The sequence below is a fragment of the Pseudomonas sp. HMWF006 genome (assembly GCF_003061205.1).
Lineage (GTDB): Bacteria > Pseudomonadota > Gammaproteobacteria > Pseudomonadales > Pseudomonadaceae > Aquipseudomonas > Aquipseudomonas monsensis.
The window spans coordinates 9,780-16,107 of record NZ_QAIU01000222.1 but is presented as its reverse complement, the minus strand read 5'-3'; the positions used below and the strand labels follow the sequence as shown (position 1 = coordinate 16,107).

11 protein-coding genes are annotated in these 6,328 nt (G+C 58.9%); 4 read left to right on the top strand and 7 right to left on the bottom strand.

Annotated features, from left to right (window positions below; translation table 11 throughout):
* Positions 1 to 370 (top strand): GyrI-like domain-containing protein (locus tag DBR24_RS08950; protein WP_146189000.1); only part of this gene is annotated, 370 nt, incomplete at its 5' end.
* Here DBR24_RS08950 and ada read toward each other — a convergent pair.
* The 5 genes from ada to DBR24_RS08930 form a co-directional block, all read right to left on the bottom strand.
* Positions 367 to 1,434: a bifunctional DNA-binding transcriptional regulator/O6-methylguanine-DNA methyltransferase Ada gene (gene ada, locus DBR24_RS08945; protein ID WP_128614537.1), complete on the bottom strand. Its 1,068-nt coding sequence runs from the start codon at positions 1,432 to 1,434 to the stop codon at positions 367 to 369. The two genes, DBR24_RS08950 and ada, sit on opposite strands and share 4 nt — an antisense overlap.
* An 85-nt stretch (positions 1,435 to 1,519) precedes the next feature.
* Positions 1,520 to 2,185: a DNA oxidative demethylase AlkB gene (alkB, locus tag DBR24_RS08940; protein WP_128614536.1), complete on the bottom strand. Its 666-nt coding sequence runs from the start codon at positions 2,183 to 2,185 to the stop codon at positions 1,520 to 1,522.
* A 5-nt stretch (positions 2,186 to 2,190) separates the two neighbouring features.
* Positions 2,191 to 2,901, bottom strand: coding sequence for a 2OG-Fe(II) oxygenase (locus DBR24_RS08935; RefSeq protein ID WP_128614535.1), 711 nt, complete (start codon positions 2,899 to 2,901; stop codon positions 2,191 to 2,193).
* Positions 2,902 to 2,994: 93 nt separating this feature from the next.
* The gene (locus DBR24_RS31020; protein WP_177490491.1) at positions 2,995 to 3,171 is read right to left on the bottom strand and encodes a hypothetical protein; all 177 of its coding nucleotides are present in this window, start codon (positions 3,169 to 3,171) and stop codon (positions 2,995 to 2,997) included.
* Positions 3,172 to 3,199: 28 nt separating this feature from the next.
* Positions 3,200 to 3,502 carry a DUF1883 domain-containing protein gene (locus tag DBR24_RS08930; protein WP_057400164.1) on the bottom strand — a complete coding sequence of 101 codons (303 nt, stop codon included), beginning with the start codon at positions 3,500 to 3,502 and terminating at the stop codon, positions 3,200 to 3,202.
* A 210-nt stretch (positions 3,503 to 3,712) separates the two neighbouring features.
* Between DBR24_RS08930 and DBR24_RS08925 the strand changes: the two genes are divergently transcribed.
* Both DBR24_RS08925 and DBR24_RS08920 read left to right on the top strand, forming a co-directional pair.
* Positions 3,713 to 4,069 (top strand): hypothetical protein, encoded by a 357-nt coding sequence (locus DBR24_RS08925; RefSeq protein WP_123468379.1) that lies wholly within the window; start codon positions 3,713 to 3,715, stop codon positions 4,067 to 4,069.
* 71 nt (positions 4,070 to 4,140) lie between these two features.
* Entirely contained in the window at positions 4,141 to 4,371 is a 231-nt protein-coding gene (locus DBR24_RS08920) for a hypothetical protein (RefSeq protein ID WP_095187256.1), read from the top strand.
* Positions 4,372 to 4,374: 3 nt separating this feature from the next.
* Here DBR24_RS08920 and DBR24_RS08915 read toward each other — a convergent pair whose 3' ends face one another.
* Positions 4,375 to 4,656 carry a hypothetical protein gene (locus DBR24_RS08915; protein ID WP_177490493.1) on the bottom strand — a complete coding sequence of 94 codons (282 nt, stop codon included), beginning with the start codon at positions 4,654 to 4,656 and terminating at the stop codon, positions 4,375 to 4,377.
* Between the two features lie 144 nt (positions 4,657 to 4,800).
* Entirely contained in the window at positions 4,801 to 4,989 is a 189-nt protein-coding gene (locus tag DBR24_RS08910; protein ID WP_128614534.1) for a hypothetical protein, read from the bottom strand.
* Between the two features lie 258 nt (positions 4,990 to 5,247).
* Between DBR24_RS08910 and galU the strand changes: the two genes are divergently transcribed.
* Positions 5,248 to 6,087 carry a UTP--glucose-1-phosphate uridylyltransferase GalU gene (gene galU, locus DBR24_RS08905; RefSeq protein WP_007912230.1) on the top strand — a complete coding sequence of 280 codons (840 nt, stop codon included), beginning with the start codon at positions 5,248 to 5,250 and terminating at the stop codon, positions 6,085 to 6,087.
* Positions 6,088 to 6,328 lie beyond the last annotated feature (241 nt).

The following is a 6,328-nucleotide window of genomic DNA, read 5'->3' as shown; positions in this document are numbered from 1 at the left end:
GGCGAAGATCGGCCCGATGTGGCGGCAGTTTTTCGCCAGCGCACTGACTGAAATCATTCCCGACCAGCAAGCCGGATCGCCCGTGTATGGCGTGTATTCGGCCTACGAGTCGGACGCCTCCGGGGCGTTCGACGTGACCGCGGGCGTGGCTGTCGACAAGCCTGCGGGCAGGTACGAATCGGTCGAGATCGAAGCGGGCGACTATCTGGTGTTCGAGGCGCACGGTCAAATGCCCGACGCGGTGATCTCTACCTGGGGCAAAGTGTGGACGTTCTTTAATGACAATCCGCAAATCCAGCGTCGCTACGCCACGGACTTCGAGGCCTATACCGACCCCGAATCCGTGTCGATCCATATCGGCGTTCGCTAAGACTGCGTCTCACGCTCTAGCAACTGGCGCTTGCGCTCCACGCCCCAGCGATAACCTGACAGATTGCCATCGCTGCGCACCACGCGGTGGCAGGGGATCGCTACCGCCAGACGGTTGGCCCCGCAGGCCTGGGCCACGGCGCGCATGGATGTCGGCGCGCCGATGCGCTGGGCAATGTCGGCGTAGCTGGCCGTGCTGCCGGGCGGAATCTCGCGCAACGCTTGCCAGACGCGCTCTTGAAACGCCGTCCCGCGCACGTCCAGCGGCAAGTCCAGGCCAATGGCCGGCGCTTCGATAAAGCCCACGACCTTGGCGATCAGTTGTTCAAATCCACGGTCGGCGCCGATCAGGTTGGCTTTCTTGAATTGATCCTGCAGATCGCACACCAGTTGATGCGGGTCGTCGCCCAACAGAATCGCGCAAACCCCACGTTCGCTTTGCGCGACAAGGATCGCGCCGAGCGAGCATTGGCCCACCGCGAAACGAATGTCGTTGTTCTGGCCGGCTGCACGGTAGTCGCCGGGCTTCATGCCTAACAGATGATCGGCGGCTTCGTAGAAGCGGCTGTTGGAGTTGAAACCGGCGTCATAGAGCGCGTCCGTCACGGAGTCGCCGTCTGCCAGCCGTTCGCGGACCCTGCGCGAACGGTGGGCGGCGGCGTAACCTTTGGGCGTCAGGCCGGTGGCAGCGTTGAACACCCGATGAAAATGAAACGGGCTCAAGCCTGCCGTCTGCGCGAGCTCATTGAGCCGCGGCGGGTTTTCTGCCGTTTCGATCTGTCGACAGGCTTTCGCCACGGTCGCAGCGTGTTGCGCTGCGACATCGCTGTGATCCTTGCTGGCCCGTTTGCTGGGCCGGTAGCCTGCCGCTTCAGCTTGTTGCGCATTGTCGAAGAACTCGACGTTCTGCGGTTTCGGCAACCGTGCCAGGCTGCTGGGACGGCAGTAGATGCCGGTGGTTTTTACCGCATAGACAAACTGCCCGTCCGCTCGTGGATCGCGAGCGACCACGGCGGCCCAGCGTGGATCGTCCTGGATGTTGAGCGGGGTCGAAAGCGTTTTCATGATGAGTAATCCGTTGACCTGTTTGACTCAGGTTAACCAGCCTAGGCGCGCACGACACTCCGGGCCTTGCGGTCGAATTTTCTGCTTATCGGGCGACCCGGAATGTCAGGTTGATCCGCTGTTCGCCAAGGCGCGGATGCTGACCGTGCCTGATCGGCAATACGCCGTGATACCGCAAGCGGTCGACGCCACCCCAGACCACCATGTCACCGTGCAGCAGTGGAATACGCTGAGTTTTGTCGCTGCGGGAAAAACCGCCGAACAGAAACATCGCCGGCAATCCGAGGGACAGGGAAACGATCGGTGCGGCGAAGTCCTTTTCGTCTTTATCCTGATGTAACGACATCTTGGCACCGGGGATATAGCGGTTGATCAGGCAGGAATCGGCGTTGAAGTCAGAGAATCCGCCGCGTTCGGCGGCCGAGTGCGCCAGCATGGCGAACGATTTCGGCATCGGCGGCCAGGGTAAACCGCTGAGCGGGTCGACGGGCGAGTAACGATAGCCGCTGCGATCGGTGATCCAGCCCCACGCACCGCAACTGCTGGTGCCGACTGACATGCTGAAGCCGCCCGGCGTGACCATGTGACGCAAGGGAGCGGCGACGAGAATGGCGTCCAGCGCCGGCAGCAGGTGGTCGACCACCGGCAAGGCGAAACCGCGCAACACCCATGATTGTTCGCCGATCTGCTCGGTTCGTGGCTGTTGTTCGGGTTCGTGGTCTGCGAACAGATCGAATGTACGGGATGACATGGTCGTCACGTGGCGTCGTGAAAGATGATGCCTAGGGTATGCCTTTTTCCACTGTGCAGGCGACTCACGCCATGGCGCAGGGTCACCCGGTAATCGCCGCGCACGCCTTTGACCGGGCGTTGATTGACGGCAAAGATCACGGCATCGCCTTTTTTCAGATCCAGCACCAGCGGACGCGACTGCATGCGCGGGCGTTGTTCGGTGAGGATGAATTCGCCACCGGTAAAATCCTCGCCGGGTTCTGACAGCAGAATCGCCACTTGCAACGGAAACACCCACTCACCGTACACATCCTGGTGCAGACAGTTGTAGTCCTGCGTACCGTACTGCAATAAGAGCGGAGTAGGGCGCAACTGGCCGGCGGCATGGCAGTGCTGAAGAAATTCGTCGTGGCCTGGCGGAAAACGTTCCGGCAGGTTCATTCGCGCGTACCAGCGATTCGCCAACGGCACCAGGCACGGATACAGCGCCGTGCGCAGGCGTTGTATGGGCGCGGGCAGCGGATAACGGAAGTACTTGTATTCGCCGCGACCGAAACCATGGCGAGCCATGATGACCTGGGAGCGGAACGGCCCGGTCTGCGGATAGAGCGCGCTCAGGTGCTCACAGCTTGCGGCCGACAGCAGTGAGCGGATGATGGCGCATCCGTCGCGGTCCAGTTGCTGTTCAAGACCGGCCCAGTCGAGTTCGGCTAAACGGGTGGGTGACATCGACATGCTGACTCCTTGACCCAAGGTCGAAGCCGTCAGTCTGGTCAGGTGCGGGCGGCAGAGCACTCCGCCGCTTGCGGTCGAATTCCCGGCGCCGTACTACAGCGCTTTGCTCACGGCGATGTCAGTGATCACATCGTCGCTCTGGCCGTGGATAGCGTCCAGGGCTGCCTTGGCCTCTTCCGCTGTGCCGTTCTGCAGTTGTGCGAACTCGAAGCGGCGTTCGCCGTTGAGTTTGTACTTGATGACGTATTTGGTCGTTTGAGCCACGGTCATGCCTACCTTTCTGAATGGGCGGAGCGTCTCAGCTGAGTTTGGAGCTGGAGCGGCGAATGATCTTGATCGAATGGGTCAGCGTCGGTTTGCGGGTTACGCTGATCGCCCGGCGGTTGACGGTGTCGATGGTGATGTTCCAGAACCCGGTGCTCGGCGCGGTGATACGGGCCGGGAACGTGTCGAAAGCGCCACCGTGATAGGTGTGGCGGCCGCCGTTCTTGAAGCTGCGGAAGTTGGCGTCGTTCATCAGACGGATGTTGCACATTTGCGAGCATTGGATGACGACGATGTCGTCTTCGTTGAGGTGCTCGCGCTGGTGAATAAATTTCATGGGCGCCTCCAGAAGGGCTTTTTCTACTAAATCAAAACGATAGCTTGTCGATGAGCGCAGTTTATCAGCCCGCACGGGTTATTATCCGGCCGTCGGGCGTCGCTTTGACAATTTTGAACAGATATTCGCGATTGGATGCGGGTTAAATGCAGAAGGCCTCGGATAAAAACGGCATTTGTGCTGTCGGACGGTCTTTAATGGAGGTTTTATATGAAGTGGGGTGTGGTGTGTCTGCCATTGGTTCTGGTGGTGAGTGGTTGTGCGAGCGTTTCTGAAATAAACGAAACGCTGCCGACCATGAGCGTGATCTCTGGCAAGAAACCCCAGGAATATGCGCAGTGCCTGTCCGATAAACTGGCTGACAGCCGCGGCGCGCTGCAAACGCAACCGCACAAGGACGGGGTTCGGGTGATCGTTCCGGGCAAATTGTCCTCGGGTCCGGCCGCTGTGTTTGATATCGAAGACCGCTCCGGCGGCAGCAGTATCAAGCTGCATGAGCGTATGTCCAACGTTCCCATTCGCCCTCGGGATGTGCGCAACGCTGCCAATGCGTGCATTTCCGGCTGATAGACTGTCTGTCATCAGCATCGATGCCGTCACAGTCATGCTGTGACGGCATTTTCATTTCTGGAGTCGCGATGAAGCGAGAGCAAGTACGGGAGCGCCACGTAGAGGGCCTTATCTCTGCCACCCATGTGATTCAGAACCCGGCGAATCCGGGGGAGTGGATCGTGTTTTTCAAGAAGAGCGCCGGGCGCAGTTACTTTCTGGTGGACGAGAACGACGAGGTCGAGTCGTTCAGCCGACTCGACGACCTGATCGAAGTCGTGCGCGGACTCGGGATCAAGTTCGCTGAAATACACATGTAGGGTTTATTTGCAGACCACCACCACGCTGCGGTTCTTGTAGTTGCCGACATCGACGCCGAGCGTCTTGTCGCTTTCCTTCGACGCTGGCGTGCCGTCGGTACCGACGATGCGGTAACCGGTCCCGGCGCAGGACGCGTCAGCCTTTTCGTAGCAGGTGGCCCAGGAGTTGGCTTCGCCGGAGCAATCGATGCTCAGGCCCTGTTCGCCATTGTTCAGGTACGTGGTTTCAGAGGTGGCGCAGCCGCTTAATGCCAATACCGCAACGAGGGGCAGCCATTTGTTCATATTCATGAGTGTGATCTTCAGCGAGGGGGGACTAGACGCTCTGACAGCGCCGGCGTGAAAAGGTTATAGCGATTGGCCACTTGTTTGCGTTCGAACAGAAAAAAGCCCTGCGCAATGGCAGGGCTCGGCATTCGCTGCGAGCGCTCAGCCCTCGCTCTTGCCGCGTCGCTTCGGCGCGGGCGGCGTGTAATCGAGTACCGACGCGACTTCGATCGCCATGGCTTCAGTAGGTAACGGCCCGGACACATCTTCGCCATTGGCGGCAGTGATGTGCCACTGGCCATCTTTGCCCTTGTCGACCGTGTACCCATTGATGATTTTTGCTGCGGCCATCTATCTGTCTCGTTCGCTGGTTCAAAGCCGCCATGATACCGGCAAATGCTCGCATTGGGTGACGATGAGCGTATGGTGAAGCGGTTTATCGGTGACTTTGAGCTACGCTGATTTCGCGGTCCGAAGTTGCCGATGGAACTATCGGCGAGAATATTTCTCTATGTTGGCATCGGTTAGCCAGTGCGGGGCATTGTAAGGTGCACGCCGCCTGATTAGACTGCGCCGAAACTCGTACACACAGCCCTTTCAAGGACTTATATGATCAAGAAATGCTTGTTCCCAGCAGCCGGTTACGGTACTCGCTTCCTGCCAGCGACTAAAGCCATGCCTAAAGAAATGCTGCCGGTGGTAAACAAGCCACTGATCCAGTACGGCGTTGAAGAAGCTCTGGACGCTGGCCTGACGGAAATCTCCATTGTTACGGGTCGTGGCAAACGCGCTCTGGAAGACCACTTCGACATCAGCTACGAGTTGGAAAACCAGATCAAAGGCACCGACAAAGAGAAATACCTGGTCGGCATCCGCAAACTGCTGGATGAGTGCTCGTTCTCCTACACTCGTCAGACCGAAATGAAAGGTCTGGGCCACGCGATCCTGACCGGTCGCCCGCTGATCGGTGACGAACCGTTCGCTGTGGTGCTGGCGGACGACCTGTGCGTCAACCTCGAAGGCGACGGCGTGCTGACCCAGATGGTCAAGCTGTACAAGCAGTTCCGCTGCTCGATCATCGCCATTCAGGAAGTCGATCCGCAGGAAACCAGCAAGTACGGCGTGATCGCCGGCGAGATGATCCGCGACGACATCTACCGCGTTCACAGCATGGTCGAGAAGCCAAAGCCGGAAGACGCACCGTCGAACCTGGCAATCATCGGTCGTTACATCCTGACGCCGGACATCTTTGACCTGATCGAGCAGACCGAGCCAGGCAAGGGTGGCGAAATCCAGATCACCGACGCCCTGATGAAGCAGGCGCAGAACGGTTGCGTGATGGCCTATAAGTTCAAAGGCAAGCGTTTCGACTGCGGTGGCGCTGAAGGCTACATCGAGGCGACCAACTTCTGCTTCGAGAACTTCTACAAGACTGGCAAGGCTTACTGAGTACGCCTGCTTCATTTGTAAGAAAAAAGCCACCTTCGAGTGGCTTTTTTCATTTTCCGCCCCCATTTACTTGCCAGGACTTGCCCAACGGGTGGCTGCGGGTATGCTGATCGCCTGCCGAGGAGATAGAAATGGCCTACGATTTTGACCTTTATGTGATTGGTGCCGGTTCCGGCGGTGTACGGGCTGCCCGTTTTGCTGCCGGTTTCGGTGCAAAAGTGGCGGTGGCCGAGAGCCGTTA